This is a genomic window from Bacillales bacterium (genome assembly GCA_035700025.1).
GTDB lineage: Bacteria > Bacillota > Bacilli > Bacillales > DASSOY01 > DASSOY01.
In genome coordinates this window covers 1-26,113 of the sequence record DASSOY010000049.1, presented here as the reverse complement: position 1 = coordinate 26,113, position 26,113 = coordinate 1, and the positions used below count along the sequence as shown (strand labels likewise).

Annotated in this window: 28 protein-coding genes; 14 read left to right on the top strand and 14 right to left on the bottom strand. The window is 49.5% G+C overall.

Annotated elements, in window-relative coordinates:
* From VFK44_09000 to VFK44_08990, 3 genes are all read right to left on the bottom strand, one after another.
* Positions 1 to 1,097: M3 family oligoendopeptidase (locus VFK44_09000; protein HET7628509.1), on the bottom strand; the 1,097-nt coding region annotated here is incomplete at its 3' end.
* 319 nt (positions 1,098 to 1,416) lie between these two features.
* The gene (locus VFK44_08995) at positions 1,417 to 2,277 is read right to left on the bottom strand and encodes a S1-like domain-containing RNA-binding protein (GenBank protein ID HET7628508.1); all 861 of its coding nucleotides are present in this window, start codon (positions 2,275 to 2,277) and stop codon (positions 1,417 to 1,419) included.
* 237 nt (positions 2,278 to 2,514) lie between these two features.
* Positions 2,515 to 3,819, bottom strand: a complete 1,305-nt coding sequence (locus VFK44_08990) for a purine/pyrimidine permease (GenBank protein HET7628507.1) — start codon at positions 3,817 to 3,819, stop codon at positions 2,515 to 2,517.
* 130 nt (positions 3,820 to 3,949) lie between these two features.
* Here VFK44_08990 and ade point away from each other — a divergent pair, with 130 nt between their 5' ends.
* Positions 3,950 to 5,662: an adenine deaminase gene (gene ade, locus VFK44_08985; protein HET7628506.1), complete on the top strand. Its 1,713-nt coding sequence runs from the start codon at positions 3,950 to 3,952 to the stop codon at positions 5,660 to 5,662.
* 65 nt (positions 5,663 to 5,727) lie between these two features.
* Here the strand turns inward: ade and VFK44_08980 are convergent, their stop codons facing one another.
* From VFK44_08980 to acs, 3 genes are all read right to left on the bottom strand, one after another.
* Positions 5,728 to 6,315 (bottom strand): superoxide dismutase family protein, encoded by a 588-nt coding sequence (locus VFK44_08980; GenBank protein HET7628505.1) that lies wholly within the window; start codon positions 6,313 to 6,315, stop codon positions 5,728 to 5,730.
* A gap of 152 nt (positions 6,316 to 6,467) precedes the next feature.
* Entirely contained in the window at positions 6,468 to 7,058 is a 591-nt protein-coding gene (locus tag VFK44_08975; protein HET7628504.1) for a CBO0543 family protein, read from the bottom strand.
* Between the two features lie 298 nt (positions 7,059 to 7,356).
* Positions 7,357 to 9,315, bottom strand: a complete 1,959-nt coding sequence (gene acs / locus VFK44_08970) for an acetate--CoA ligase (protein HET7628503.1) — start codon at positions 9,313 to 9,315, stop codon at positions 7,357 to 7,359.
* A gap of 305 nt (positions 9,316 to 9,620) precedes the next feature.
* Here acs and rfbA point away from each other — a divergent pair, with 305 nt between their 5' ends.
* From rfbA to VFK44_08935, 7 genes are all read left to right on the top strand, one after another.
* Complete coding sequence (gene rfbA, locus VFK44_08965) at positions 9,621 to 10,493, top strand: glucose-1-phosphate thymidylyltransferase RfbA (protein HET7628502.1); 873 nt, start codon at positions 9,621 to 9,623, stop codon at positions 10,491 to 10,493.
* A 31-nt stretch (positions 10,494 to 10,524) separates the two neighbouring features.
* The gene (gene rfbB / locus VFK44_08960; GenBank protein HET7628501.1) at positions 10,525 to 11,577 is read left to right on the top strand and encodes a dTDP-glucose 4,6-dehydratase; all 1,053 of its coding nucleotides are present in this window, start codon (positions 10,525 to 10,527) and stop codon (positions 11,575 to 11,577) included.
* Positions 11,525 to 12,559 (top strand): glycosyltransferase family 2 protein, encoded by a 1,035-nt coding sequence (locus tag VFK44_08955; GenBank protein ID HET7628500.1) that lies wholly within the window; start codon positions 11,525 to 11,527, stop codon positions 12,557 to 12,559. The genes rfbB and VFK44_08955 overlap by 53 nt, the downstream gene beginning before the upstream one ends.
* Complete coding sequence (locus VFK44_08950; GenBank protein ID HET7628499.1) at positions 12,492 to 13,187, top strand: GNAT family N-acetyltransferase; 696 nt, start codon at positions 12,492 to 12,494, stop codon at positions 13,185 to 13,187. The genes VFK44_08955 and VFK44_08950 overlap by 68 nt, the downstream gene beginning before the upstream one ends.
* Positions 13,188 to 13,190: 3 nt before the next feature.
* Positions 13,191 to 13,559, top strand: coding sequence for an EamA family transporter (locus VFK44_08945; GenBank protein ID HET7628498.1), 369 nt, complete (start codon positions 13,191 to 13,193; stop codon positions 13,557 to 13,559).
* Positions 13,560 to 13,572: 13 nt separating this feature from the next.
* Positions 13,573 to 14,700: a dTDP-4-amino-4,6-dideoxygalactose transaminase gene (rffA, locus tag VFK44_08940; GenBank protein HET7628497.1), complete on the top strand. Its 1,128-nt coding sequence runs from the start codon at positions 13,573 to 13,575 to the stop codon at positions 14,698 to 14,700.
* A 144-nt stretch (positions 14,701 to 14,844) separates the two neighbouring features.
* Positions 14,845 to 15,141 (top strand): hypothetical protein, encoded by a 297-nt coding sequence (locus tag VFK44_08935; GenBank protein ID HET7628496.1) that lies wholly within the window; start codon positions 14,845 to 14,847, stop codon positions 15,139 to 15,141.
* A 43-nt stretch (positions 15,142 to 15,184) separates the two neighbouring features.
* On the opposite strand, the gene VFK44_08930 is transcribed toward VFK44_08935, so the two are convergent.
* The 3 genes from VFK44_08930 to rpiA form a co-directional block, all read right to left on the bottom strand.
* On the bottom strand, positions 15,185 to 15,427 hold the full coding sequence (locus VFK44_08930) for a hypothetical protein (GenBank protein HET7628495.1): 243 nt from the start codon (positions 15,425 to 15,427) through the stop codon (positions 15,185 to 15,187).
* A 109-nt stretch (positions 15,428 to 15,536) separates the two neighbouring features.
* Positions 15,537 to 16,640: a D-alanine--D-alanine ligase gene (locus VFK44_08925; GenBank protein ID HET7628494.1), complete on the bottom strand. Its 1,104-nt coding sequence runs from the start codon at positions 16,638 to 16,640 to the stop codon at positions 15,537 to 15,539.
* Positions 16,641 to 16,657: 17 nt separating this feature from the next.
* Positions 16,658 to 17,338, bottom strand: coding sequence for a ribose-5-phosphate isomerase RpiA (rpiA, locus tag VFK44_08920; GenBank protein HET7628493.1), 681 nt, complete (start codon positions 17,336 to 17,338; stop codon positions 16,658 to 16,660).
* Positions 17,339 to 17,586: 248 nt separating this feature from the next.
* On the opposite strand from rpiA, the gene VFK44_08915 reads away from it, so the two are divergent.
* The gene (locus VFK44_08915) at positions 17,587 to 18,183 is read left to right on the top strand and encodes a DedA family protein (GenBank protein HET7628492.1); all 597 of its coding nucleotides are present in this window, start codon (positions 17,587 to 17,589) and stop codon (positions 18,181 to 18,183) included.
* An 18-nt stretch (positions 18,184 to 18,201) separates the two neighbouring features.
* On the opposite strand, the gene VFK44_08910 is transcribed toward VFK44_08915, so the two are convergent.
* The 3 genes from VFK44_08910 to VFK44_08900 all read right to left on the bottom strand — a co-directional run bounded on the left by VFK44_08910 (position 18,202) and on the right by VFK44_08900 (position 19,113).
* Complete coding sequence (locus VFK44_08910; protein ID HET7628491.1) at positions 18,202 to 18,372, bottom strand: twin-arginine translocase TatA/TatE family subunit; 171 nt, start codon at positions 18,370 to 18,372, stop codon at positions 18,202 to 18,204.
* Positions 18,373 to 18,444: 72 nt separating this feature from the next.
* Positions 18,445 to 18,804, bottom strand: a complete 360-nt coding sequence (locus VFK44_08905; GenBank protein HET7628490.1) for a class F sortase — start codon at positions 18,802 to 18,804, stop codon at positions 18,445 to 18,447.
* Positions 18,805 to 19,113 carry a hypothetical protein gene (locus tag VFK44_08900; protein ID HET7628489.1) on the bottom strand — a complete coding sequence of 103 codons (309 nt, stop codon included), beginning with the start codon at positions 19,111 to 19,113 and terminating at the stop codon, positions 18,805 to 18,807.
* A gap of 291 nt (positions 19,114 to 19,404) precedes the next feature.
* Here VFK44_08900 and VFK44_08895 point away from each other — a divergent pair, with 291 nt between their 5' ends.
* A complete protein-coding gene (locus tag VFK44_08895; protein HET7628488.1) occupies positions 19,405 to 19,734 on the top strand; it encodes a hypothetical protein in 330 nt (109 codons plus the stop codon).
* 433 nt (positions 19,735 to 20,167) lie between these two features.
* Here VFK44_08895 and VFK44_08890 read toward each other — a convergent pair whose 3' ends face one another.
* Complete coding sequence (locus VFK44_08890) at positions 20,168 to 20,608, bottom strand: fructose PTS transporter subunit IIA (GenBank protein ID HET7628487.1); 441 nt, start codon at positions 20,606 to 20,608, stop codon at positions 20,168 to 20,170.
* A 163-nt stretch (positions 20,609 to 20,771) separates the two neighbouring features.
* On the opposite strand from VFK44_08890, the gene VFK44_08885 reads away from it, so the two are divergent.
* The 4 genes from VFK44_08885 to ptsP are packed head-to-tail and all read left to right on the top strand — an operon-like array spanning position 20,772 to position 25,655.
* Positions 20,772 to 21,557: a DeoR/GlpR family DNA-binding transcription regulator gene (locus VFK44_08885; protein ID HET7628486.1), complete on the top strand. Its 786-nt coding sequence runs from the start codon at positions 20,772 to 20,774 to the stop codon at positions 21,555 to 21,557.
* Positions 21,557 to 22,516, top strand: a complete 960-nt coding sequence (gene pfkB, locus VFK44_08880; GenBank protein HET7628485.1) for a 1-phosphofructokinase — start codon at positions 21,557 to 21,559, stop codon at positions 22,514 to 22,516. Before VFK44_08885 ends, pfkB begins: the two co-directional genes overlap by 1 nt.
* A complete protein-coding gene (locus VFK44_08875; protein ID HET7628484.1) occupies positions 22,513 to 23,913 on the top strand; it encodes a fructose-specific PTS transporter subunit EIIC in 1,401 nt (466 codons plus the stop codon). Before pfkB ends, VFK44_08875 begins: the two co-directional genes overlap by 4 nt.
* Before the next feature lie 32 nt (positions 23,914 to 23,945).
* Positions 23,946 to 25,655 carry a phosphoenolpyruvate--protein phosphotransferase gene (ptsP, locus tag VFK44_08870; protein HET7628483.1) on the top strand — a complete coding sequence of 570 codons (1,710 nt, stop codon included), beginning with the start codon at positions 23,946 to 23,948 and terminating at the stop codon, positions 25,653 to 25,655.
* Positions 25,656 to 25,691: 36 nt separating this feature from the next.
* Here the strand turns inward: ptsP and VFK44_08865 are convergent.
* A partial coding sequence (locus VFK44_08865; GenBank protein ID HET7628482.1) for a M48 family metalloprotease occupies positions 25,692 to 26,113 on the bottom strand: 422 nt, incomplete at its 5' end.

Sequence of the window (26,113 nt, the reverse complement as noted above, 5' to 3'; positions counted from 1 at the left end):
GAATACGTCTGAAAAGCATGACCGCCTTCGTGGGTCAAAACGTCGATGTCGGCAGACGTTCCGTTAAAATTAGAAAAAATAAACGGTGCCTGGTGGTCGGCCAAGTATGTGCAGTAACCGCCGCCGGCTTTCCCTTTTTTCGCGACGAGGTCAAGCAGTTCATGATCCGTCATATACTTAAAAAATTCAGCCGTTTCCTCCGACATCTCGTTGTACATGTCTTTCGCCCGGTCCAATATCCACGCCGGATCGCCTTTCGGCTTCGGATTGCCCGTTTTAAATTGGAAATTGTTGTCGTAATACTTCAGCTTATCGACGCCGATGCGCTTCTCTTGCCGCTCACGAAGCTTCGTTGCAACCGGCACGATATATTGCTTCACTTGTCTGCGGAAATTCGCAACATCGGCAGCATTGTAATCCGTTCGCGTCATGCGCGCATAGCCGAGTTCAACGAAATTGTCATACCCGAGCTTTTTCGCGATCGTCGTACGAACTTTTACGAGTTCATCATACAACCGGTCGAGTTCCTCGCTGTTGTCCGTCATAAAGCCATAAAACGCTTCTTGCGCGCGCTTTCTCATGCCGCGGTCAGGATTCACCGTAAACGGCACCATTTCTGAAAGGTTTCTTTCTTCCCCTTCAAACGGAATTTTCGCCGACGCCATCAGCTTCACATATTCAGAGGACAGGCGGTTTTCCATTTGCAAATCTTTCACAACCTCCGGCGAGAACGTCTTCAGTGTTAATTCAGCGATTTTGAATAATTGGGTTCCCCATTTTTGTTCCAGTTCGCTGCGGAATTTCGAATCGACGAGCGCTTGATAAAATTTCATGACAATCCCTTTATAGACGGGAGAATTCTCATCGAAAAAGTCTTGCTCTTCTTTATAAAACTCATCCGTCGTATCGATCGTATGGCGAATCGCGGCGAGCTCCTGCATCGTTTCGAACTGATTTCTTGCTTCATTGACTTTCTCGATGACAGCATTTTGCTGCTCAACGTTTTCAGCATCGTTGAACGTTTTCAGCAACAAATCGAATTTTTCCTCGATCGCTTCCATGTTCGGCCGCGTGTAAGCGAATTCATTAAACTTCATCGTCAACGCCCCTTCTTCAATGTAACAATCTATACTACTTCTCTAGCATACTAGAAATTCCTTTTTATGAAAATTGCCAAGATCATTGCTCGGAGACTATTTGACTCGATGTTTTGTATAATAGTAAAACACCAATAAAAAAAGCAAGTAAGCCATAGTGTAAACGAAATGCCACCAAGTCAGTAATTGATCATTCATATAAAAAACAGATGCACAAAAGAAGGAACAAAAGTGACTTTGTCATCACATCCCGCCTTCATTCAGCTTTCTATACTTAGTTTAACAAAAAAATCCAATCGCATGCGATTGGATCCTCTGATTATTTCAACCGTGTCCAGCCGTCCTCTTGGACGACTTTCCCTTTTTTCATTAACCCGCCAAGCGCTCGTTTAAACGCGCCTTTGCTCATCCCGAATTTGCTCTTGATGTCATCAGGATGGGAGCGGTCGCTGTAAGGCATCGCTCCGTTCCGTTGCTGCAAAACGCTGAGGATTTTCTCGGCGTCTCCGCCGATTCGCTCATGCACGCGCGGCATGAGACTGACGTTGATAAAGCCGTCTTCCTTCACACCGATCACGCGGCCTTTCACTTGTTCTCCAAGCCGCGGCAGCCGCTCGGTTTCTTTATCGTGCACGAATCCGTGATAGCCTTCAGCCGTCACGAGAAAGCTTCCGGTTTGCGTCACGCGGTACACCGTTGCTTCCACTTCCTTGTTGAACAGCTTTTGATCCGCCGGCTTGAACAACGTTTCCATCACCATTTCGTTCGCCCGCTTCGCAAGCAGTCCCGCTTTCGAGTCCCACTTCAACGAACAATACAGACGGTCACCTTTTTGCGGCCATCTCTCAAAGTCTTCCGGCAGATCATCGACGGACAACAGCATGTCCTTTTTAATCCCAATATGAACAAAGACGCCGAGATGTTTTTTTACTTCGACGACTTCCACCCAATCAAACGTCCCGATTTTTACTTTCGGCATCGTCATCGTCGCGGCGAGCCGTCCTTTCTTATCCACATAAACGAAGATTTCCACTTCCTCGCCTTCCGCGAGCGTTCTTCCTTCTTCCACTTCCGTTTCGTGAAGCAGCAAATCTTCTTCTCCGTTGCTCAAAAAATAACCGAACGACGCAGTTCTAGCAACCTCAAGTTTTTGAACCGTCCCAGCCTCAATCTTCGACATCGGCAACCTCCTTTTTATAACAGAAAGAATAAATTCGTCTTTTGCGCAAATTTACACCAGTCCCACATCCTACCTCTTACTTCTTGAAGGACGCGTTAGCGTTTTTCTTTATATCAGGTTTCCCTTTTCAATCTGCTCCTAATCGTAGCAGATTGCGCGTGTTTACGCTATCGCCATTTGCCTTCAGACATAAAAATGATCAAAATCACAGGTTACCGATGCGGCTCCGCGGAGCCATCACGCAGAAACATCATTTCTTGTTTCTTTCGAACCCGCGCGAAGCTTCGCAATTTGTTCCATCACGATGCACACGAGCACGCCGACGACAAGTCCGTTGTTCATAACGGATGTCAATGCGTTCGGCATCCCCGCCCATGCTTGTTCAGGCACGAACATCGCGCCGAAACCGGCCATCAGCGAAAAACCGACGAGAAACACTTGGCGTTCTTCTTGTAATATGGCGCGGAATTGCCGAAGCGCCAAGCCGAGTAAACTCGAGATTGATAGAAAGATCGTCGCATAGCCGACAGGCATCGGAATCGATGCGAAAAACGCCATTAGTTGCGGAAATAAGCTGATGATCGTCACCAACGCGCTCCCAATGAGAAACGCGAGCCGTTCTTTGATTTTCGTCGTCGCAATAAAGCCGGCAGCTGAAGACATCGGCACGCCGCCGACGGCGGAAAACAAGCCGGTCAATGCTTGGTTGATACCCATCACAATGCCGGAGCGATTGTACACATTGGCATTTGACGTATGTTCACTCACGTCCGCGACGACATTAATGCTTGCAACCATATTCGCCATTAATAAGAAAGCGGTAAAAATCGATGTGATAACGACACCGAGGTTGAAAGCCGGTGCGCCCCAGACGAGCACGTGCGGCAATGAAAACCAAGCTGCTCCGGCAGAAGTAATCGGTTTTGCGATGCCGAGAACGGCGAACAAAATCCACCCGAAAGCGATGCTGATGAGCACCGAATAGCTGCTTAACCAATGGTTGCGGCTTCGCGCAAGCAACACGGAAAATATAAGCGTCGCCAAAGCAGCAATCGCCACTTTCGGGATCACGGCGGAGGCATTTTCATAGCCGACGCCGAGCATTCCTTTCATGAACGGCCCGCTTAACTGACAGACAAGCAACAGCAAGTAAGACCCCGTGACTGCCGGCGTAAATAACTTTTTTACATGATCCATCCAACGAAACAAACTGATCCCGATAAAAAGCGCCCCGGAAATGAGCAATCCGAGCTCAAGGCTGCGCAAAATAATCTGTGCCCCGTCGCCAGAACCGGTCACAAATCCGGCAAACATAAGAAAAACGCTCCACCACAAGCCGGCAGGTCCGTTCAAAAGCGGAAGCCGGTGGCCGAAAAAACCTTGCAAGAGCGAAGCGATGCCCATGATAAAAAATGTTCTTTGCAACAGCCCAGTAATTTCTGCGGCAGACATGCCGAATGCATGGCCGACGGACAACGGTGCCACGATGATGCTCGCGAAAATGAAAATGCCCCATTGCAGCGATGAAAGCGTATGCCTCACGGGCGACCCCCCTCTCCGTTCGAGTACTAACTTGAAAAACTTAACATTGCCGGCGGCGAATCTCAATCGTTTTGCTTGTTTTGCCTGCGAGCGTTACAATGAATTTCGACAGAAAGGGGCATTTTGTAAAATGGATAAAAGAATTGCAGCGGCCGCGAAACGCATTCCGGCCGATCTCGTCGTGAAAAACGGCAGAATCATAGATGTAGTAAATCGCGAAATCATCACCGGTGATCTCGCAATCACCGACGGTGTCATTGTCGGCATTGGAGGCTACGAAGGTGAGCAAGTCATCGATGCCGAAGACCGACTCATCGCTCCAGGCTTGATCGACGGGCACGTCCATATTGAATCGGCGATGGTCACGCCTTCCGAATTCGCCAAAGTCGTCGTGCCGCACGGCGTCACGACGGTCGTCGCCGATCCGCATGAAATCGCGAATGTGAGCGGTGCGGACGGCATCCAGTTTATGCTCGATGATTCGGAAGACGTTCCGCTCGACGTCTTCATCGCGCTGCCTTCATGCGTCCCCGCGACCGCTTTCGAAAATGCGGGTGCTCGTTTAACGGCCGAAGATTTGCGGCCGTTTTACGAGCACCCGCGCGTGATCGGGCTCGGCGAGGTGATGGATTTTCCGGCAGTGCGTGACGCGTCAGCGGACATGCTCCGGAAAATCCGTGACGCCGAGGCAGCCGGAAAGAACGTCGACGGGCACGCGGCCGGATTGGCGGCGGACGACTTGAACGTGTACGCGGCCGCCGGCATCCGGACGGACCACGAAGCCGTGAACGCGCCGGAGGCGCGGGAGCGGCTGCGGAGGGGCATGTATTTGATGCTTCGCGAAGGTTCCGCAGCGAAGGATTTGGCGGCGCTCGTGAGCGTAGTGAACGAGCGGAACGCGCGGCGGTGCTTGTTCGTCACAGACGACAAGCATTTGGATGATCTTGTGACCGAAGGGAGCATCGATCATCATATCCGCAAAGCGGTGCGGCTCGGCGTTGAGCCGATGCTGGCGCTGCAGATGGCGACGTTGAATGCGGCCGAATGCTTCGGGATGAAACGGAAAGGGCTGATCGCGCCGGGCTGCGACGCGGATTTTCTGCTGCTGGACGGCGATCTGACCGATATGGACATTCACGAAGTGTACAAGAGCGGGAAACTCGCCGCGCGAGCCGGCACAGTCGTTTCCGAAGGAAAAACGGCGAGTTCGGATGTGCTGAAGGACAGCGTGAAGCTCAAGGAGCTTGGCGCTGACCAGCTTTCCCTGCGGCTGGCAGACGTGAAAGCGAACGTGATTGAGATTACGCCGAACAGCTTGCACACCAAGCACAGAGTGCTTGAGGCGGACGTCGCAGACGGCCATTTTCAACCTTCGACGGAAAAGGATTTGTTAAAAATGTCAGTGGTTGAGCGCCATCATCGCACCGGCAACGTCGGGCTCGGCATCGTGAAAGGCTTCGGCCTGACGGCCGGCGCGATCGCAACAACGATCGCCCATGACTCCCATAACTTGTTGGTCATCGGCACAAATGACGACGACATGCTCGCAGCCATTCGCGAAATCAAACACATTCAAGGCGGAATCGTCATCGTCAAAGATGGGCGCGTACTCGCTTCGCTCGCCCTCCCGATCGGTGGTCTCATGAGCGACGCCGGCTTCCGGGAAGTCGCTGCGAAGCTGGAAAAGCTGAACGAGACCTTGCCAGAACTCGGGTTTCAAGGCGATTTCAATCCGTTTCTCACACTCTCATTTCTCGCTTTACCGGTCATTCCTGAGCTGAAACTCACCGACCTCGGTCTGTTTAACGTAACTAACTTTAAGCACATCGACATCCAGCCATAAAAAGAGGCTGACTCACTTTTCGAGTCAGCCTCGTGGCGTTTCAATTAAGGGGCCATTCTGCCGTTTTATTTCCCAATCACGCCGCACAGCACCCGCGCTCCGGAATTCCCGGAAGGCTGCGACTTGTTGTCGTCAGGATCGGCGTGAATGACAAGCGCGCTGCCATCAGCATCAAGCAGTGAGTTGTTCTTTCCTTGCTTCAGCGTGACATATTTCGCCGTAAAGGACGCCTCGACCTCTCCGGACTTTCCGACGACGAGATTCGGTAAGTCCCCTGCATGCGGACCTTTCGGATTTGCGAGTCCGTGTTGTTTGCCGAACGGATTAAAATGTTCGCCCGCCGATTTGAAATCAGGCGGCGTGCATTTTCCAAATTCGTGAATATGGATTCCGTGCTTGCCCGGCTTCAGCCCGGAAGCTTGCACATGGATTTTGACACCGTCGGACGTTTGGACCAATCGCGCCTCCCCGCTCTTTTTCCCTTTTGCATTGACAAGAGGAACCGTCAGTGATTTCCCCGCGCCGTCCCCGGCTACCGGATCAGCCTTAACTTGCCTTCCATCGTTTTTGTTCGCGGAATCTTGCTCGGTACCGCTGCAAGCGGAAATCCCGAGACAAAGCACGGTAAGCATAGCAACCATCTTTATTCTCATCGTTGAACCTCCTTTTGGAAAATTATTCTTTAGTTTAACCAAAAGCGTCTCGCGAATACTTAGGGGAACCCATCGGCGTTTCCCCTTGTCCAATCTCCCACCTTTTGAACTTTTTGATGTCCTTGCTTCATATCGAGTCCGACGATGCTAATTCAAAACAATTTATATCCCGTGAAAACGCCAGCCAAGTAGATCGAACCGATCAAGACGAAATGCAGAATGAACCAACCAATTCGGCCGAAGCGCAACGTACCGGGATCCAATGGTTTACGATCTTCGTCAGGAACAAGCAATCCGCCGACCCATTCGAACAGCAGCAAGTAGATCCACCACCATGTGTAAGAATCCCAATTGTTCCAATCAAGTTTGTAACGAATCAAATTCGTTTTTTCCTCGGCCCACACTTCCCCAAGCATCCCGAGATGCACAAACACCCAATAATAAGGAATCTTCCAGCCCCAAGGCCTCGGGCTGTAGCGCACACCGAGAAGGACGTAAAACGGGAATATCGTCAAAATGGCTGTGAACGGCATGGCTGAAATTTGCGGCAAGATCGTATAAGGAAAAGAATAATAACCAAGCGCAACGAACAAGTAACAGATCAACTGCCCAACGAAAGCGCTGATCACAAACAGGAACCCGTACGCTTTCCAATTGTTTTTCATAATCCACAACGATCCGGCGGCGCCTAAGAGCGTCGATCCGATTAATACGATCGATTCCACGTTCCATTGAATGTTCATGCTCGACAACCCTCCGCCACTTATTTTGCGTTCCTGTGGAAGATTTATGCATAAAAACAAAGCGTTCGGTTATTCACGCTAGAAAGCCGCTGTGAAGCTTCAAAATCAGAGAAAACAGGAAACCCCCTCGCCAAAATAAGCAAGGGGGTTCGTGAACGACGAATCTGCATGGCTTTCACTCATTCTAACGAACATGAAAAACCTTAGGCAGCCCCAACTCGGCTGAAAAGACAGCGAAACCGAGCTAAGCGCAAAAATGGTCGTTAGAACAATAAACGGGGAAACCTCGAGCATCAGTTTATTCTTCTTTGTCTTGGTACTTGTTCTTCAGTTCTTCGACGACACTTGCATCTTCCAGCGTTGTCGTATCGCCGAGCACATTGCCTTCGGCAATGTCACGCAACAAACGTCTCATGATTTTCGCGCTGCGCGTTTTCGGCAAGGAAGCGGTGAAAATGATTTCTTCGGGCCGCGCCATTTTTCCGATTTTCTCGGCGACTTGTTCATTGATTTCTTGTTTCAGCCGATCATTCGCTTCGACACCTTCCTTGACGGTGACGAACGCGGTGATCGCCTGCCCTTTCACGTCATCTTTTCTGCCGATCACCGCCGCTTCCGCAACACCTTGATGGTTGACGATGGCGCTTTCGATTTCCATCGTACCGATCCGGTGACCCGATACGTTAATGACATCGTCCATACGGCCGAGAATCCAGTAATAGCCGTCTTCGTCTTTATGGGCGCCGTCTCCGGGAATGTAAATGCCTTCATATTTTCCAAAATAAGAGTTTCGGAAACGTTCGTCATCGCCCCAAACCGTCCGCAACATTGACGGCCACGGCTGTTTGATAACGAGGGTTCCGCCGTTCCCCGGCTCGACCGAATTTCCTTGATCATCAACCACATCGGCAATGATGCCCGGCAACGGTTTCGTCGCCGACCCCGGCTTCGTCGCCGTAATCCCAGGCAACGGCGCGATCATCGCGCATCCCGTTTCCGTCTGCCACCACGTATCAACGATCGGACAACGTTCGTAACCGACATGCTTGTGATACCACATCCACGCTTCCGGATTGATCGGCTCGCCGACCGTTCCTAACAGACGCAAGCTGCTCAAATCATGTTTTTCGACCGGTTCCGTTCCCCACTTCATGAACGTGCGAATCGATGTCGGTGCCGTATAGAACGTCGTCACGCCATACTTCTCGATGATGTCCCAGAAGCGGTCGCGCTGCGGATAGTCCGGTGCGCCTTCATACATCACCGTCGTCGCTCCTGCAGACAACGGCCCGTAAACAATATACGAATGTCCCGTCACCCAACCGATGTCGGCCGAACACCAAAAAATGTCTTCATCCTTGATGTCGAACACGCTGCGCATCGAATGGTTGACGCCGACCATGTAGCCGCCCGTCGTATGAACGATCCCTTTCGGCTTTCCTGTCGTTCCCGACGTATAAAGCAAATACAGCACATCTTCGGCATCCATTTCCGTTGCCGGAAACGGATCGTTGGGCATCTTAGCCTCCCATTCGTGCCAGACCACGTCCCGCTCCGGATCAATGTTCGCGTTCGACGCTTCACGGCCGATGTTTTCGACAACGAGCACCTTCTCGATCGACGACTCGCCTTCCAGCGCCTCATCGGCATTCGCCTTCAACGGCACTTGCTTCCCGCGCCGCCATCCGGCATCCGCCGTAATCAGCAGCTTCGCTTCCGCATCGTCAATACGCTCGCGCAACGATTTTGCCGCAAATCCGCCGAACACGACCGTATGAATCGCGCCAACTTTCGCGCAAGCAAGAAGAGCGATCGGCAGTTCGGGAATCATCGGCATGTAAACGGCGACACGGTCCCCTTTTCCAATGCCGAGTTCCTTCAGCATGTGCGCCGCTTTGTCCACTTTTCTTCCGAGCATGTCGTACGTGAACACTTGGCTCTCGCCGTGTTCGCCTTCCCAAATGATCGCCGCTTTGTTTTTCCGCGGCCCCTCTCTATGCCGATCAACGCAGTTGTACGCCGCGTTCAGCTTTCCGTCCACATACCATTTCGCATGCGGCGGATTCCATTCAAGCACTTTGCTGTACGGTTTGAACCACGTGAGCGCTTGCGCTTGTTCGTCCCAATAACCTTCCGGATCCTCCGCCGCCCTCTCGTAGACGCCGGGATCGTTGAAATTCGCCGCTTTTCGAAAGGACTCGGATACCTCGAATTTACGGCTTTCCTTCAGAAGCGTGTCAATGTTTCGATCACTCATTCCTGCACTCTCCTCCCTTATTGAATGTTGCTGCCCGCATGGGCCATGCGGCATGTACGAATCCATTCCCTTTTGACGGCCGATCATAACCGTTCCACTTTTCCGACAATTTCCAGTACCGAAAGGGAAGCTTATTTTCTAATATATCATAATTGCGCGTAAAAAAAAGGAATCGCCGGTCGAATTTTTCGTTTCGATTAGGTGCTGCCGTCGCGGCTGAAAATGTCCATGTTCCGTGCATGGAATCGCCAATGTTCACATAAAAAGTAAAGAATGCAATTCACCTTGTTGAAAGGAGAACCGTGATGAAAGGCATCGTTCTCGCCGGAGGAAAAGGCACCCGGTTGTACCCGCTCACCAAATGCATGTCGAAACAATTGCTTCCGGTATACGATAAGCCGATGATTTACTACCCGTTGTCGGTTTTGATGCTTGCCGGCATTCGCGATATTCTCATCATTTCGACGCCTGAGGACACTCCGCGTTTCCAACAATTGCTGGGCAGCGGCGAATCGTTCGGTCTCTCGATTTCTTATGCAGTGCAAGAAGCACCGCGCGGCATTGCCGACGCCTTTCTCGTCGGCGAATCGTTTATCGGCGGCGATCGAGTTGCGCTTGCGTTGGGCGACAATATATTTTACGGGCAAGGCTTTTCCGATATGCTTCACGAAGCCGCGGCAAAAGAAAGCGGTGCGACGTTGTTCGGTTGCCGCGTCAGTGAACCCGAACGATTCGGAATCATTACGTTCAACGATCAGCAAAAAGTGTTGTCGATTGAGGAAAAACCGAAACGCCCACGGTCAGATTTTGCCGTGACCGGATTGTATTTTTACGATCGCGGCGTCGTCGAAATGGCAAAAAATTTGCATCCGTCGGCACGGGGTGAACTCGAGATTACCGACATCAACAACCTTTATCTTGACCGGGGGGACTTAAGCGTCGAACTGTTGGGCCGCGGGTTCTCCTGGACCGACACTGGTACACCGGAAGCGCTGTTCGAAGCATCGCAATTCATTGAAACGGTCGAAAAACGGCACGGATTCAAAATCGCTTGTCTCGAAGAGATTGCGTTCAACTGCGGTTACATTGATGAGCACCGGTTGGCCGCCTCGGTCGAAAAGCTCGGAAACAACGGCTACGCCGCTTATTTGAATAAACTTTTGTCGCGCAGCCATTGAGATTCGCTGCCGGAAGAAAGGAGCGGTCCAAATGTACGAAAACATACTCGTAACCGGCGGTGCGGGGTTCATCGGTGTCCATTTCATTGATTTTTTTATAAAAAAATACCCCGGCTGCAAACTCGTCAATCTCGATAAACTGACTTATGCCTCCAACAAACAAGAAACAACATCATGGTCGCGTAAGAGACGTTGCGTTCTTGTACAAGGCGACATTAACGATCGGCCGCTCGTTGAACGCTTGTTTGACCAATATGATTTTGACGCGGTCATCCATTTAGCTGCGGAATCTCACGTCGACCGGTCGATTCGGTCACCGGACGTTTTCGTTGATACGAACGTACGCGGAACGTTCACTTTGCTTGATGTCGCCAAAAACCACTGGTCCCGTTCGAAAGGATTTAAAGACAAACGGTTTCATCATGTTTCTACCGACGAAGTTTACGGATCGCTCGAAGGCACGGGGAAATTCACGGAGCACTCCCCATACAATCCGAGCAGCCCGTACAGCGCGAGTAAAGCGGCTTCTGATTTGCTCGTCGCCAGCTACGCCAAAACGTATGGCATGAATACCGTCATCACCCACTGTTCCAATAATTACGGACCGAAACAACATCCGGAAAAACTCATTCCGACCATTATCCGGAAAGCGTTGCGGGCCGAACGTATTCCCATTTACGGAGATGGACAAAATAGAAGAGATTGGATTTACGTCCTTGATCACTGCAAAGGGATCGACATGGCTTTTCACTGCGGGAGAGCAGGAGAGGCATACAATATCGGCGGAAACAACGAATGGACCAATGTACAAGTGGCGGAACACATTTGCCGGCTGCTTGATGAACGTTGTCGTGAGATTCGACAATCCGCTGGTTTGTCAAGCTTCCGCCGTTTGATTTCCTTTGTTAAAGACCGTGAAGGCCACGACCGCCGCTATGCGGTCGATATTAGCAAATTGAAACGCGAAACCGGATGGCAGCCCGAGACGCCGTTCACGGTCGGTTTGAGGATGACAGTGGAGTGGTATGTGAATGAAGTTGAACAGGCCGGAAATTTCGATCGTAACACCCGTGTACAAAAGTGAAGCGAGCCTCATGCCGTTGTATGAACGATTAAAACGAAGCCTCGGCAAAATAAAAGTCGACTTTGAGATCATTTTCGTGAACGATGCGAGCCCCGACAACTGTTGGGCGATCATTTCTGATCTCGCCGAACGCGACGCGCGTGTCAAAGGCATCAATTTGTCACGCAATTTCGGGCAACATCATGCCATCACCGCCGGCATTGATCATGTTGCAGGCAAGTGGATGGTGGTCATGGATTGCGATTTGCAAGATCAGCCGGAAGAAATAGCGAAACTGTATCAAAAAGCGCTGGAAGGTTATGACGTCGTGTTCGGAAGGCGCCATGTACGGCAAGATTCCGTTTGGAAGCGGTGGCCCTCCCGGTTTTTTTATAAAATTTACGACTATTTCACGGAAAATCGTTCAGATACGACGATTGCCAATTTCAGCATCTGTTCAGACAAAGTCGTTGCTAGTTTTCGCCGAATGCGGGAACAAAACCGTTCGTTTCCGCTGTTTGTCAAATGGATGGGGTTTCGCGCGACTGCGGTCAATGTCGCCCATGCCCGGCGACCGCTCGGAAAATCGAGTTACAGTTGGCGAAAACTGTGGAACTTGGCAATTGACGGCATCGTTGCGCAGTCGAACAAACCGTTGAAACTTTCGATTCAATTCGGATTTGCCGTCGCACTCGTATCTTTTCTATACGGGCTTTCCCTCGTCTACCGGTACTTGTTTTTATTCCAGCCGGTCCCCGGGTGGACGAGCGTAATGGTCTCGCTTTATTTTATCGGCGGGCTGTTATTCGCCAATTTCGGCGTTATCGGACTGTACATCGGCAAAATCTTTGATGAAGTGAAACAACGTCCGCTTTACATCGTGCAGGATACCGTCGGGATCAACGATGTTGCGGAGGCGGAAGGAGAAGGCAGCGGTGAGCAATCTTATACGACCGACCCCATGGGACGAGAAAGCGTTCGACATCCGTACCTTCGTCCTTGACGAAGCGTCGGAAGAAACGTTGCGGCAAACGTGCGAACCCGGCCACTATACGGTAAAAATGGACCCGCTTGCTTCAAAAAAGGCAGTTGTTATGCACGGGTTTTATTATGGCGACACATTATTGAAACCTGTCGTGAGCCGTTCAACCTTTCGCCCATTTAAGAACGACCGGTGTGCGGTTGCCGACATGTCCAATATCGCCGCGGCACAGCAAATCGCCGCAGCTGTCTACCGCCACGACCGGTTTCATCGTGATTTCAACATGAGCAATTCCGGAGCGGACAAACGATTCGCGAACTGGTTGGCACAATTACATGAGGAAGATACGGTATGGAAACTGACGCACGACGAAAGTCTAGCCGGTTTCGCTGGCATTCAGGACGATCATATCGTTCTGTATGGGATGCGTCCCTCCTTCCAAGGACGCGGGTTTTCAAAATATTTTTGGTCGCTCATTTGCAAAAAATTGTTTGCGAACGGGTATGGAGAAGTATCGACCTCGATTTCGGCTTGCAACGTGGCGATGGTCAACTTGACCGCCTCGCTCGGATTTCGATTTCGGGAAGCGGTCGACGTGTATCACAAATACGTTCCGGACCGAGAACGCGGTCAACAGGAAAGGACGTAAACAGTGGGGTACTTGTACATTTTCGGCACGATCTGTTTCACCGTGTACGGCCAAATCATCTTGAAATGGAGAATTCGTACATACGGCTCATTGCCGCAAGATTTCGGGCAAAAACTAATGTTTTTGCTGCGGTTGCTGCTCGATCCGCTCATTTTGTCCGGATTCGTGTCGGCGTTCGTCGCTTCCTTGTTTTGGATGGCGGCGATGACGAAATTCAACATCAGTTATGCGTACCCTTTCATGAGCCTGTCTTTCGTGCTCGTGTTTTTGTTGTCGGTCGTCTTGTTTCGCGAACCGGTCACGGCTTACAAATTAATCGGACTTGGATTGATCGTACTAGGGATCTTCGTAACGAGCAAATCGATCGGATAATGGGGGGAGAAACGTGATTCCATTCAACAAACCCGCGGTTACCGGCAATGAAAAAGGCTACATGAGAGCGGCAATTGAAAACCGCCGGTTATCGGGAAACGGTGAATTTACGAAAAAATGCAATCGTTGGCTGGAAGATAAATGCGGTTGCAATAAGGCGTATTTGACAACGTCTTGCACGGACGCCCTTGAAGTGAGCGCGCTTCTGGCAAACATAAAGCCAGGAGACGAGGTGATCATGCCATCGTTCACGTTCGTGTCAACGGCGAATGCGTTCGCTTTGCGCGGTGCGGAGCTCGTATTTGTAGACATTCACCCAGAGACGATGAACATCGATGAAAGGCGCGTTGAAGAAGCCATCACGGAAAGAACGAAAGCCATCGTTGCCATGCACTATGCCGGAATATCATGCGAAATGGACGCGCTGCAAGCCATCGCGGATGAACACGGGTTATTTCTTATCGAAGATGCCGCGCAAGGGTTGCTTTCCACGTATAAAAAAAGGCCGCTCGGAACGATCGGAGACTTCGGTACGTTCAGTTTTCACGAAACGAAAAACATTACATGCGGCGAAGGCGGTGCTCTGCTCGTCAACAACGATCGATTCATTGAACGTACGGAAATTTTGCTTGATAAAGGCACAAACCGATCGCAATTTTTCCGGGGACAAGTCGATAAGTATTCGTGGGTCGACATCGGATCGTCTTCTCAGCCGGCTGAGTTGAACGCGGCTTTTTTGCTCGCGCAAATGGAGAAAGCATCTTTGATCAACACGGATCGCGTCAAATCTTGGTCGAAATATTACAAAGGATTGCTTCCGCTCGCAGAACAAGGTTGGATTGATTTGCCCCACGTTCCAAAGCATAGCCGGCACAACGGACACTTGTTTTACATCAAAGCGAAAAACGAAAAAGATAGAACCGCCCTGATCGAACATTTAATGAACCGCGAAATCATGGCCGTCTTCCATTACGTGCCTCTTCACACATCAAAAGCGGGTAAAACATTCGGCCGCTTTCACGGGGAAGACCGGTATACGACGAAGGAAAGCGGGAGACTGCTCCGTTTGCCTTTGTACTATGCGCTGAGCGATTCGGAAATCGATTATATTATTGAACAAATTCATCTTTTTTATGTATAATTCATAGGTCGGCGAATGATCGGAATAACACCGTTTTTGGCTGCATAGGATGGAACCAGTTGTCCCGTCGACACGTTTCGCATATCTTACAAACGGCTATAGGTTTGTTATAATCGAGACGAACCTTGGAAAGGGTGAAAAGGTTTGGTTTTAACGGAGAATGAACAAAGGTTCCTTCAATTGATCAGCGAAAAAGCGGCTGCCTTGGACGAACGAGCCGGGCGGTTTGAACATCAACTTCACGGCATTGAAGATGAAATGCGTGAAATCAAAAAAAGTTTAGCCAGCATGAAACAACGGCTCGACATGGAAGAAGACAACGTTTGCCGCATTGATCAATTTTGCAGCGAAAAAGACGATATGAAGCGGGATTTGTACGGGATCGCGAAAAAAACCGCGGCAACGGAAAAAAGCTTGTCGCAATTGAAGAAATTCTTATAGGAAATCCGGGAGAAGATCAAGCTTCTCCCGGAATACATGGCCATTAATGAATGGAAAGTTCGTCTTCTTCATACGAAGAAACAGTACCTTGAACGCCTTGGCCTTGGGCTTGCGTTTGTTGACCGCCGGCTTGCGTGGCGCCGCCGAGGTTCGTCACGAAAGGGACCATCTGTTGCAATGCATTCTGGATGTTTTTGCCGCCTTTCGTCATGCTGTAATACGCCGCAGCACCGACTCCGACCGACGCGACAATAGGAATCCAAACGTTATTGTTGCGCATTTGCATGAAATGCCACCGCCTTATTACGATTTTGGGCCGTATTGTACGGCCCTTTTTTAATATGTGACATTGATGGCGGCGTATCCCCGTTAACGTTTACCATTCGCTGGTGCGGTTAGTCTCTCGTGTATTTGATCGTTTGTTTTTCTTCGAAACGTTCAATGGCCAGCTGAAGCAAGCGGTCAATCAATTCCGGGTACGGAATTCCGCTCTCTTTCCATAGCAACGGAAACATGCTGTACGGAGTAAATCCCGGCATCGTGTTCACTTCGTTAATGAGAACGGCTCCGTCGCTTTTCCTGACAAAAAAATCAATGCGCGACAACCCGGCGCAGTCGAGCGCCCGAAACGCTTTCACAGCGATCATGCGAATTTCCTCGTACGTCGCATCGGGGATGTCTGCCGGAATAACGAGCGACGTTTCCCCTTCTTCGTATTTGGCACGGTAATCGTAAAATTCAGCGCCGGGCACGATTTCCCCGGCGACGGAAACTTCGACGTCATCGTTACCGAGAACGCCGACTTCGATTTCTCGTCCATCGACGTGCTCCTCAACGACAATTTTCCGGTCAAATTGAAACGCTTCCCGAAACGCCTCTTCAAGGCCTTCCTTCGTCTTGCACTTCGATATGCCGACGCTCGATCCTAAGTTGGCCGGCTTCACGAAACAAGGGAGCCCGATCGAATCGACCACTTCCCGATACGCCGCCTGCGGATCTTTTTCCCAATCTTTCTTACGAATGCCGATGTAATTGGCCTGTGGAAATCCTTTGGCGGCGAAAACGTCCTTCATCGTCCATTTATCCATCGCGGCCGCAGAAGCCATCACTCCGGAACCGACATACGGAAGGTTCAATAGCTCCAGCAAGCCTTGTACCGTTCCGTCTTCGCCATTCGGGCCGTGCAGCAGCGGAAAAATCACGTCCAGCGAAGATGATGGGTCGTTATCACCGGTTGTATTGTTAAGCCATTGCGACTGCGGAGACAACGCCGGCGTTGCGTTCCCTTCACGAGCGCGGAACTCCAATTTTGCCGCCTCTTCGACCTTGCCGGTAATTTTCGGTCCGTGAATCCATTCGCCTTGTTTAGATATATAAATTGGATGAATGTCGTATTTGTCGCTGTCCAACGCATTCATGACGGAAAGCGCCGTCTGCACGGACACTTCATATTCGGCAGATTTACCACCGTACAGCAAACCGACTCGTTTCTTCGACATCGAATTCCTCCCCATCTTTATTTCTTAATGACCGTAACCTTCGAACCTTCGGCGATCACGGCCATGTCGGTCCGGTTCAAAAACAAGCCGTTTTCAACAACGCCCGGCAGCAAGTTGAGCCATTGTTCGAGATGTTCAGGATCATCAATCTCGCCGAGGTGCAAATCAACGATCCAGTTTCCATTATCCGTTTCGTACGGCTCGCCATTCACTTGGCGAATTTCCGGACGCATGCCTTCCCCTTCAAGTTTTCGCAGGACGACAGCTGCGGCAAACGGAACAATCTCGACAGGAAGCGGGAAGGTGCCGAGCTTTTCGACCTTCTTGGCCGCATGTGCCGTCCAAATGGTGCGTTTGCTTGCGGAAGCGACGATTTTTTCCCGAAGCAGCGCGCCTCCGCCTCCTTTAATGCCGTTCAAACGGTTGTCGAGTTCATCCGCTCCGTCAATGGTCAAGTCGAGTTCAATCGCTTCGTCCAAGGTCACAAGCGGAATACCTAATGACTGGGCCAAACGTTCCGTCTGGAACGACGTCGGAACGCCGCGAAACCGCAATCCCTCATTGTTCATTCTTTCGGCTAACTTTTCAATCGTATACTTTACCGTCGAACCGGTTCCGAGACCGACGGTCATTCCGTTTTCCACGTATTCCGCGGCCGCTTCTCCCGCGAATTTCTTCTCGTTTGCCTGTTCGTTCATCCACGACTCTCCCTTACGTTTTCAATGGTTTTATTTTAGCATAGTGGACACGGACTTTATAAGGGAAAGTTTAACGACAGCCCTTCCGTTTAGGGTGTCTCGGGAAACGCAATTTTCGCGAGGTCTTCTATCGTTTCTGTAAGCGGCATACAATGGGACAAGGGATTTCTCGTTTTCCGTTCACGGGAAAAGAGAACATGCTACAATGGAGGGGTGGCAAAAATGTTCGCAATTGGAGTGGAAACCATATGGGAACGATCATATCAGCCTTGTTAAACTGGATCGTCGGACTCGGCTACTGGGGGATTTGTCTCGGTCTCATGGTCGAAGTGATTCCGAGCGAAATCGTGTTGTCCTACGGCGGCTTCATGATCTCGAGAGGGGAAATCACATTTGTCGGGGCCGTGATCGCCGGCTTAATCGGCGGAACGATTCAACAATGGTTCATTTATTGGATCGGTTATTACGGCGGGCGGCCGTTTGTGAAAAAGTTCGGGAAATACATCTTCCTGCACGAAAAACACGTCGCGATCGCTGAAGGATGGTTTGAAAAATACGGCAGCGGTGTCGTCTTCTTCGCACGGTTCATCCCTGTCGTGCGGCAAGCGATTTCGATACCCGCGGGGTTAGCCAAAATGAATTTCGCCAAATTCACGTTCTATACGGTGCTTGCCATGATTCCGTGGTCAATCCTGTTTTTGTATTTAGGCATGACGCTCGGTGACAACTGGCGAGCGATCGATGAGGCAGCAGCCCCTTACATAAACATTATCGCTTTCGGAGCTCTCGTTGTCGGAGTGGTATTCCTCATGTATAAATTTCACAAAAAAAGAAAAGGAGCGTAAACGTGCGCTTCCTTTTCTTTATTTCTTCGTTTTGGCTTCTTCTTCCTCACTCAATATGCCCTTCGTGGCATTTCTGAATTCCCGCAAGGTGTGACCGGCAGCCTTGCCGAGTTCAGGGAGTTTCTTCGTTCCGAACACCATGACAGCGAAAAACATGATCAGCATTACTTCGCCGAAACCTAAACCCATTTTAAGCGTCCTCCTAAAGATGGTGGCTTTTTTTATATTATAACTCGTTTTCGGAGGACAATAAAGTTCTGATCATTTTTCGGCCAGCAATACGGCCGACACCGTTAAACGTTTCTTATGCGTATGGGCTTCATAATTGAAATTCCCGGTACAAGTGATTAAGCGAATCACTTGTACCGACGTATATCCGAAGATCCTTTGCAACGGCGCGTCATTTCGCGGATAAGCGTGTTTATCATACACTTGAAATATGAGTGTTACTCCTTTTTCGTTTTTCACGAGGTCGCCTTTTTTAAGATCTTTCAAGTTAAAAAATACCGCCGGCCCGCTTTTGCTATCGACGTGGCCGGCAAAAACAGCGCTTCCCTTCTCCCCAGGTTTCGCGCCAAGTTTGTACCAGGCAACATTTTCCCACTTCTTTGGCGTGCCCATCTACCCGTCTTTGCTTTTTCCAGTCGAAATCACCTTGGCGGAAACATTAATCGCCGGAATCACAATTTCAGATGGAACGATCTCTCTCTTTTTCGAAGGGGCGATTTTCGATTCGTCTTGAAGCTTGTCTTGTGAATGATTATGGCTGAATTGTTGCCAATCAAACGAAGCGATTGGGTTTCCATATGCAGTCGACAGATCCTGAGCGGCCATTGTTGATTCAGAGGTCTGTGAATCCTTTTGTGTTGTTGAAGCTTGTGATGCACTTCCGCAACCAACAGCAAAGATGAGCATACTGATGCCAATCAATTCCTTTGATTTTCTGTCTCATCACAATCCTCCTTGTTGAGAGAAAACGAGAGGTTTCACCTCTCGTTTTCTCTCTTAGGTTTTCGCGCTTTTTTTCGCGTAATGTAAATGCCGGCTGAAAAAATACCGGCTATCGCAACGAGAAGAACGGCAAAGAATTCGCCTTGGTCTCCGGCAGTGCCCCCATGTCCGTTTTTAGCATTTCTGACGGCATGTCATTGGCCGCGAACTTGTCAGGGAATTGCTGCACAATCGCATTTGACAACCTTTGGCTGAACCGGTCATGATAAATTGATAGGCGACATCAAAGTTTTTGTAAGCCTCAGCATAATCTTTATCGACGTAAGCATTAATTATCAAAACGCGCTGATTTACGCAAAAAACAACGACTATTTAAAAATGTTTTTGTATCACAACATCAGCTACTCGTATTCGAAAAAATCGGAGCCGAAAATGGCTCTGTACTATTTGTTAAAAGCGAGCGAAATTTTAGGAAACAGCAACGATTTCCTGCAAGCGCAAAACCTATATTTGCTGGCCGCTAATTATTTCAAAACCGGCAATGTCCATCGTGCCCGCAAAACGCTGAGTGTTGGACTCGATTTCTGCGAAACGTACTAAATTGAAGAATACCTCCATCACTTCAAGCTTTTGCAAGCAAAATTCATCGAACTTGCCAGGTTCGAGCAAACGTATGAAAAAGGGATCGCCTACTTTTATGACCATGAACTTTGGGAATTTGTCATCGAGTATGGTGAAGAGCTGGCAAGTTTTTATGGAGGAATTGAAAAGTACAAAGAAGCGAATCAGTTTTTCGTCAACATGCGTGACGCCAAAAAAAATATGAACAAGGAGCGTGAAACAGCTTATGTAAATTGTTTCTCAGTTTATTGTTAGTCGGTGCTTTGACATGGTCTTTTTCCGCGGATTACTCGGCAACTCAAAGTTCCGCAACAGATATCACTACGATACTGGACACCTCACGGCGGAATCCACGACTAGAATCTATCAAAAAAGTTCCGGAAGCGAAACGTTTCCGGAACTTTTTTTGCGTTTAAGCCAATTGATTTTCGAGAAAACTCGTTAAATCTTCTGCGTTATCCGTGTTCTTCAATGTTGAAACAAAATCGTCATGCATTAATTTTCGGGCCAATTTCGCCAACAATTGCAAATGTTCGCCGTGACTTTCTTCAGGCACGAGAATCATGAAAATCACTTGAACCGGTTCCCCGTCCATTGACTCCCACTCCAACGGGTCGTTCGTTTTCGCGAATAAAAGAATCGGTTCGTTCACCCCGGTTGACTTTCCGTGTGGAATCGCAATGTTTTTTCCGAAACCTGTTGTTCCTTCCGCTTCACGATTCAACACCGTCTTGACAACCTGTTGGATGTCGGATACTTTTCCGACTTCCGCTGCTTTCTCAACGATTTTCCGAATGGCTTCTTCTTGAGAATCCGCGTGCAAATCAAAGATGATGTTTTGCTTTTCTATCATTCTACCTCTCCTTTTTCTGCAGCCTGAAGCGCCGTCTAACGACTGAGAGCGCTTTCTTAGATTCATTGACAACTTTTATTATATCGAATATAATGATCACAATCAATCATAAATGATCATATTCAGTCATTTATTGCGCATATTCAATCATGGATGTGATGATATGTTTTCAGACGAACGCAAACAAAAAATTATTCACCTGCTAAAGGAAAAGCAAAGTTTGACGGTAACTGAACTTGTCGACCTATTTCACGTTTCCGAATCGACAATTCGCCGTGATTTGCATGAACTCGAGAAAATTCACGAATTAAAAAGAACGCATGGTGGAGCCATTGCAGCTGAAGTTTCTTCATTTGAACCCTCTTTGCAAGAGAAGATTATTCATTATCCGAGTGAGAAAAAGCAAATCGCCCGTATCGCTGTTTCGATGATTGAAGAAGGAGAAACGGTCATCCTTGATTCCGGAACGACAACGGCCGAAATTGCAAGACAGCTGCCAAACATCGACTTGACTATTATCACGAACAGCTTGCAAATTGGGCAGGAGGTTTCTTCACTTCCACGGGCGAAACTCATTTTTCTTGGCGGCGAATTAAGACCAACCACGGGAGCGATGGTTGGACCGTTAACAGAGTCAATGCTGTGCGAAATGAATGCAGACAAGTTGTTTCTTGGGGCGAATGCTGTTTCGCTAAATCGCGGAATCTCAACGCCGAATCCGACAGAAGCATCGACGAAGAAGGCGATGATCGCTTCAGCACGAGAAGTGATTCTCGTGGCAGATCACAGCAAGCTCGGCAAACGAAGTCTCACAAAAGTATGCGATCTCGCAAATTTGACCCATTTTTTAACGGAACGTACACTTCCTGAACCTTATCATGAGGCTTTTGCTAAGCACAACGTTCACGTCATCGCCGCAGAATCAAGCTTACCAGAAAGGAAAGAATGATGAATCGAGAAAAGAACAGAAACATCTTAACGATCACCTTAAATCCGGCAATGGATGTTTTCGTTCATTTGGAATCATTGCAACCCGGAGCATTACACCGTCCATCGCAATCGATAAAAAGTCCCGGCGGAAAAGGCATCAATGTTGCAAAAGCGCTGCATTCGTTCGGAGCACCTGTTGTCGCATCAGGTTTTCTTGGCGGCGACAACGGGCGTTGGATTGAAAATAGCTTAAATGATGCAGGAATTTGTACGCGTTTTCAGTCCATTGCTCAAGAAACGAGAATGAACGTTAAAATTGTGGAACGGGACGGTCGCTTAACCGAGTTGAATTCCCCTTCACCGTCGCTTAAAAGAGAAGATTGGGGGAAGTTGGACAGTTTGTTGGAAAATGCGGCGAAGGAAAGTGAATGGATCGCTTTATGCGGGAAGTTACCGGAACAAGCCCCTGACGACTGGTACGAACAAGCGATCCAAAGTTGCAAAGCTTATGGCGCCAAAATCGCGCTCGATACGAGCGGAAAGGCATTAGCATATGCGATTCGAGCCCAACCTGATTTCATAAAACCAAACATTGAGGAGTTGCAAGAACTCACAGGCGAGAACTTGAAAACATCGCAAGAAATCATAAATGCTGCAGAAAAGTTGGCCCGTTCAGGCATCAGTACGGTTGCCGTTTCATTGGGAGCACAAGGAATGATCGTTGCAAAGAGACAAGGCGTTTGGAAGGTGACCGTTCCGAAGGTTGATGTCCGGTCCCCAGTTGGCGCCGGTGACTCAGTCGTCGCTGGATTTTTACATGGATTTTACGAAAATCTCCCGATAAACGAAACGATTAGATTTGCTGCCGCAAGTGGTACGGCAGCCGTTATGAAAGAAGGTACCGTACAACCTGAACTTACCGATATAAATCCGTTGCTTAAGTCCATTCAAATTGAAAAACAGGAGGTAAACCAATGAAAAAAATTGTTGCCGTAACGGCGTGCCCGACAGGGATCGCCCACACTTACATGGCACAAGAAGCTTTAACGCAAGCTGCCAAAGAACTAGGTTACGAGATGCGCGTAGAAACCCAAGGTGCATCCGGTGTCGAACAAGAACTGTCGGACTCGGAAATCGCTTCAGCAGACGCTGTTATCGTCGCAGCCGACAAAAAAGTCGAATTGGACCGATTCGTCGGCAAACGTTTGACGCAAGATTCAGTTTCCAGTGCGATCAAGGACGCGAAATCGCTCATTGAACGTGCGCTGGAACAACCGGTATACGGCGTCGGCGAAAACGATTATTTGGAAAAAGTTCAACAACAGAAGTCAGAACGAAAGTCTCAAATGCCTGCAGGCTACAAGCACTTGATGAACGGCGTCTCACATATGCTGCCGCTTGTCGTCGCTGGTGGTATTTTCATCGCTCTTTCCTTCGCCATCGACATTGACTCGAAATCTTCTCTTGCCAAGGCATTCATGAATATCGGCGGCGGTTCAGCATTCGCACTTTTTGTCCCGATTCTTGCTGCTTTCATCGCCCAGTCGATCGCTGATCGGCCCGGGTTCGCCGCTGGCTTAGTTGGCGGTTGGATCGGTACACAAGGCGCTATGTACGGCGATCCGCACGCGAGTGCCGGTTATCTAGGCGGCATTTTGGCAGGTTTTCTCGCCGGTTACATTACGAAATGGTTGAATCAGTCGATCCGATTGCCTCGATCTCTCGAAGGCATCAAACCAGTGTTAATTTTGCCTGTACTGTCTGTCGGCATCGTCGGGTTGCTGATGATTTATGTTCTCGGCGGACCGATAGCGGCACTCATGGACTTGTTGACCCAAGGTTTAAGCAATATCGGAGCGAGCGGTTCGATCGGACTCGGCATATTGCTCGGCGCAATGATGGCCTTTGACATGGGCGGACCGTTTAATAAGGTCGCCTACTTCTTTGCCGTCGGGCTTCTTGGTTCGGGAACACCTGAAGCACAAATTATCATGGCTGCCGTCATGGGCGCCGGAATGGTTCCGCCTCTCGCGATGGCCCTGGCCACTTTCATGAAGAAAAACCGCTTTACGAATGAAGAAAAAGATGCCGGTAAAGCGGCTGTCCTGCTCGGGGCGGCATTCATTACGGAAGGTGCGATCCCTTTCGCCACACGCGATCCTTTCCGTGTCATCCCGTCGATCATGGTCGGATCGGCCGTGACCGGTGCCTTAACAATGTTGTTCAAGGTCACCTTGCCCGCTCCTCACGGCGGCATTTTCGTCTTTCCGTTGATCGGAAACGTTTGGCTTTACGTCCTCGCGATTTTGATTGGTGTCGTGATTGCCTCCATTCTGACCGTTATGTTTAAAGGCAACCGTAAAGAAATTGTGTAAAATTCGTCACAGAAGGAAGGCTTTATAAAAATATGAGTATTCACCTTAAAGGAATTGCTACATCGAGAGGCATCGCCTTTGCCCGTGTCTTTTTAATGAAAAATCCTGAAATAGACATTCCGCTGGATCCTGCCGAAGACGCTTCACAAGAACAGAAGCGACTCGAACAAGCCGTTGAAATTTCTGGGCGTGAACTCGAAGAAATCAAAACGTATACGAAAAAATCGCTAGGTGAAGACAAAGCGGAAATCTTTTCCGCCCATCTTCTTGTTTTGCGAGATCCCGAATGGCTCGGGCAAGTCCAGGAAAAAATCGAGCATGAGAAAATGAAAGCGGAACGCGCTTTGCATGAAGTCACCAACGGCTTTGTCGCCATCTTCGAAAACATGGGTAACGAATACATGCGGGAACGCGCGGCCGATATTCGCGATATTTCTAAACGCGTGCTGTCGCATTTGCTCGGTGTTGAGTTTTCAAACCCGGCCCTCATTACCGAAGAAGTGATCGTCATCGCCGAAGATCTAACCCCGTCAGATACAGCGCAGCTGAACCGCGAATTCGTCAAAGGGTTTACAACTGACATCGGCGGAAGAACCTCCCATTCGGCCATCATGGCACGATCATTGGAAATTCCCGCAGTCGTCGGGACGACCAATGTGACGACGAGCGTGGAAAACGGCATGCTCGCGATTGTCGATGGTAACGAAGGGATCGTCATCGTTGATCCGACAAAAGAAGAAATTGAACAATACGAACTCAAGCAAAAAGCTCAATTGGAAAGCGAGCAACAGTTACAACAGATAGTAAACGAACCGACCGTCACAAGCGACGGGAAACACGTCGAACTCGCCGCCAACATCGGCTCCCCCGCCGATCTCGATCATGTTTTATCCAACGGTGCGGAAGGCGTCGGCTTGTATCGTACCGAGTTTTTGTACATGGGACGAGAACAATTGCCGAGTGAAGAAGAACAGTTCGAAGCGTATAAAATCGTCCTTGAACAAATGGATGACAAACCTGTTATCATTCGCACGCTCGACATCGGCGGCGACAAAGAATTACCATACTTGGAGCTGCCTGAAGAATTAAATCCTTTCCTCGGCGTACGTGCGATTCGTCTCTGTTTCAAGCACGAGGAAATTTTCCGCACGCAATTGCGTGCCTTGTTAAGGGCAAGCGTGTACGGAAATCTGCGCGTCATGTTTCCGATGATCGCGACGATCAATGAATTTAAGCAGGCGAAACAAATCTTGTTAGAAGAAAAAGAGAAACTGCTTACAAAAGGAATCGAAGTATCGGAAACGTTGGAAATCGGCATGATGGTAGAGATTCCTGCTGCTGCCGTAATGGCGAAGCAGTTTGCCGAGGAAGTCGATTTTTTCAGCATCGGCACGAACGATTTAATTCAATATACGATGGCGGCCGACCGCATGAACGAAACGGTTTCATATTTGTACCAACCTTATTCTCCTGCCATCTTGAGCCTGATCGAACATGTCATTACTTGCGCGCATGAGCAAGGGAAATGGGTTGGCATGTGCGGAGAGATGGCTGGCGAAGCAACGGCGCTTCCATTGCTGCTCGGACTCGGACTCGACGAATTCAGCATGAGTGCCTCATCGATCTTGCCCGCGCGCGATCAGATGCTGCAGCTGGAAAGCACAATTTGCGAAGCGCATGCGCGCAAGGCACTCACCCTGTCAGGGAGCGATGCAGTCGTGCAATACATGAAATCCCTGTAAAAAAGCAGTTGTTCCGCATCAGCGGAACAACTGCTTTTATTTATCACGTGCGTTCATGAAGAAAACGATACGCTCCATGTCAGTCGGATGCCCGTAAAGAAAAAATTTTACAAGCGCGGGCGGGTTTGTCTCACTCAAACTGATCGGCGCTGCTTTATGGAAAAAGCCGATCGCCGCCTCGGGATCATGCGTCATTTTCAGTGCGAAAGCGTCCGCTTCGTGCTCCGCATGGCGGGAAACCGCGTTTTCGACAGGCGAAACCGCGAAAGACAACAAAGAAAAGATGAGCAGCAACACCGGCAGCGATGCGATGTCCATCGGCGATGTCACGCCGAGCCGCCCTCCCCATTTAGAAATCGCGAAGCGGAACAGCCGCGAAGCCGCGTACAGCCCGATGAGCGTCATAACAATCACACCGATGACACTTTTGATTAAATGGTGCATGACATAGTGGCCGA

Coding starts and splice junctions, on each gene's coding strand:
- VFK44_08995 (HET7628508.1), bottom strand. CDS start 2,277: ATGTCGAAGATTGAGGCTGGGACGGTTCAAAAACTTGAGGTTGCTAGA.
- VFK44_08890 (HET7628487.1), bottom strand. CDS start 20,608: ATGATAGAAAAGCAAAACATCATCTTTGATTTGCACGCGGATTCTCAA.
- acs (HET7628503.1), bottom strand. CDS start 9,315: ATGAGTGATCGAAACATTGACACGCTTCTGAAGGAAAGCCGTAAATTC.
- VFK44_08910 (HET7628491.1), bottom strand. CDS start 18,372: ATGGGTTTAGGTTTCGGCGAAGTAATGCTGATCATGTTTTTCGCTGTC.
- VFK44_08925 (HET7628494.1), bottom strand. CDS start 16,640: ATGTCGAAGAAACGAGTCGGTTTGCTGTACGGTGGTAAATCTGCCGAA.
- VFK44_08975 (HET7628504.1), bottom strand. CDS start 7,058: ATGAACATTCAATGGAACGTGGAATCGATCGTATTAATCGGATCGACG.
- ade (HET7628506.1), top strand. CDS start 3,950: ATGGATAAAAGAATTGCAGCGGCCGCGAAACGCATTCCGGCCGATCTC.
- VFK44_08885 (HET7628486.1), top strand. CDS start 20,772: ATGTTTTCAGACGAACGCAAACAAAAAATTATTCACCTGCTAAAGGAA.
- VFK44_08875 (HET7628484.1), top strand. CDS start 22,513: ATGAAAAAAATTGTTGCCGTAACGGCGTGCCCGACAGGGATCGCCCAC.
- VFK44_08980 (HET7628505.1), bottom strand. CDS start 6,315: ATGAGAATAAAGATGGTTGCTATGCTTACCGTGCTTTGTCTCGGGATT.
- VFK44_08930 (HET7628495.1), bottom strand. CDS start 15,427: ATGCAAATGCGCAACAATAACGTTTGGATTCCTATTGTCGCGTCGGTC.
- VFK44_08955 (HET7628500.1), top strand. CDS start 11,525: ATGAAGTTGAACAGGCCGGAAATTTCGATCGTAACACCCGTGTACAAA.
- VFK44_08915 (HET7628492.1), top strand. CDS start 17,587: ATGGGAACGATCATATCAGCCTTGTTAAACTGGATCGTCGGACTCGGC.
- pfkB (HET7628485.1), top strand. CDS start 21,557: ATGAATCGAGAAAAGAACAGAAACATCTTAACGATCACCTTAAATCCG.
- rpiA (HET7628493.1), bottom strand. CDS start 17,338: ATGAACGAACAGGCAAACGAGAAGAAATTCGCGGGAGAAGCGGCCGCG.
- VFK44_08905 (HET7628490.1), bottom strand. CDS start 18,804: ATGGGCACGCCAAAGAAGTGGGAAAATGTTGCCTGGTACAAACTTGGC.
- rfbB (HET7628501.1), top strand. CDS start 10,525: ATGTACGAAAACATACTCGTAACCGGCGGTGCGGGGTTCATCGGTGTC.
- ptsP (HET7628483.1), top strand. CDS start 23,946: ATGAGTATTCACCTTAAAGGAATTGCTACATCGAGAGGCATCGCCTTT.
- rfbA (HET7628502.1), top strand. CDS start 9,621: ATGAAAGGCATCGTTCTCGCCGGAGGAAAAGGCACCCGGTTGTACCCG.